The 1,925-nt window shown below is 66.4% G+C and carries 1 protein-coding gene; it reads right to left on the bottom strand.

What is annotated here, in order from left to right:
• Positions 1-1,925, bottom strand: a 1,925-nt coding sequence (locus tag ACIHCQ_RS44565) for a condensation domain-containing protein (protein ID WP_399675097.1), incomplete at both ends; no start/stop codon positions are given.

The raw sequence follows: 1,925 nt of genomic DNA, 5'->3' as shown, positions 1-1,925 counted from the left end.
TTCGCGATACGTCACCCGCCGTGTGCCGCACGACAGGGCCACCACGTCCGGTCCCGACGCCACCCGCCCCTCGAACAACTCCAGCAGATGACCGTCGAGTTCTCCTGCCGGCGTGCCACCGTCCGCGTCCCGCAGGATCCGGTCCTGTTCCGTCCCGTCGAAGAGAGCCAGCCGTGACACGGGCTGACGCGGATCGGCCGCGACACTCGCGCACAAGGTGACGAAGTGATCGACGAGACGCTGCACCGTCTCCTGATCGAAGAGGTCGGTGCTGTAGCAGACGGCTCCGACCAAGCCGTCACTGCTCTCCTGGAGCTGCATCTCCAGGTCGAAGCGGGCTTGCCCCAGATCCCGGCGCATGCGTTCGACGGACCAGCCCGCCGGGCACGCGTCCTCGTCGGCGCCGCTGAGGGCGAAGACAACCTGGAACACCGGGCTGCGGCTGAGATCCCGCTGCGGTGCCAGTGCCTCGACCACTCGCTCGAAGGGCACGTCCTGGTTCTCCTGAGCGTTCAGGGCGACCGCGCGCAGCCGCTCCAGCAGCTCCACAAAGGTCGGGTCGTCCGTCCACTTCAGCCGCAAGGCCATGGTGTTGACGAAGAAGCCGACCATGTTCTCCAGCTCCGCCTGGACGCGTCCGGCCACCGGAGAGCCCGTGACGATGTCCGTGGAGCCAGTGTGCCTGGCGAGCAGGATGTCGAAGGCCGTGAGCAGGACCATGAACGGTGTCGCGGACTGCGACTGCCCGATCGACCGCAGCGCGTCGGTGACGTCTGGGGAGAGCTTGAACGCGATGCGGCGCCCGTGGCCGCTCGGGCTTTTCGGACGGCGGCGGTCCGCAGGCAGGTCAAGTGATTCGGCTGCGCCCGTCAACAGGCCTTTCCAGAACTCAAGTTGATGGGTGGCGACTTCGCTGTCCAGCCAGGACCGCTGCCACGCCGCGTAGTCCCTGTACTGGAACTCCAGCGGCGGCAGCGGGTCGGGGCGCCGGTTCGCGTAGGCGTCGTAGAGGGTGGAAATCTCCCGCCAGATCACGTCCATCGACCATCCGTCGACGACGATGTGGTGAAAGTGCAAGGCGAAGCAGTGGTGCTGGTCGGAGATCTTGAAAAGCTGTGCGCGGATCAGTGGGCCGGCCGCCAGGTCGAAGCCCCGCACACCTTCCCGGTTTGCCAGCCGTACAGCCTCGTCCTCGGCACCCGCTCCCAGGCCGGTCAGGTCCTGGAGGTCCACCGTGATATCGGACGGCGCGGTGACCACCTGATAGGGGTCGCCGTCCAGGTGCCGGAACTCCGTCCGCAACACGTCGTGCCGCTCGCGGATCGTGCGCAGTACGCGCTCCAGAACCTCTCCGTCCAGGGGTCCGCGGACCCGCCACATCTCGCTGACGTTGTACGCGGCCGAATCCGGCGTCATCTGGTCGAAGAACCACAGACGGCGCTGCGCGAAGGACAGTTCCGCGTTTCCGTCCTCGCTGGGACGGATGGCGGGCACCCCGGACGGATCTCGTCTCGCCCGTATCGCACCGGCCAGTCGCGCGATGGTCGGACGCTCAAAAATGTCTCGCACGGACGTACCGGCGTCGAGGGTGTTACGTATACGCGACACCACCTGTGTCGCGAGGAGCGAATGACCCCCCAATTCAAAGAAGTTGTCGTCAATGCCTATCTCGTCGACCCCAAGAAGGTTCTCCCAGATCTCGACGAGAGCCTTCTCTGTACGCGTGATGGGAGCCGCCGCGCCGGAGATCCGGACGCCTTCGAATGGCTTGGGCAGTGCGTGGGGGTCGACTTTGCCGTTGGGGTTGAGGGGGAGGGTGTCGAGGGTGACGTAGGTGGTGGGGATCATGTAGTCGGGGAGGTGCTGGGCGAGGTGGAGGCGGAGGGTGGTGGGGTCGGGGGTGTGGGGTGGTGTGGGGACGATGT

Origin of the sequence: Streptomyces sp. NPDC052236 (genome assembly GCF_044548015.1) — a bacterium.
Taxonomy (GTDB): Bacteria; Actinomycetota; Actinomycetes; order Streptomycetales; family Streptomycetaceae; genus Streptomyces.
This window is presented reverse-complemented; position numbering and strand designations above follow the sequence as displayed.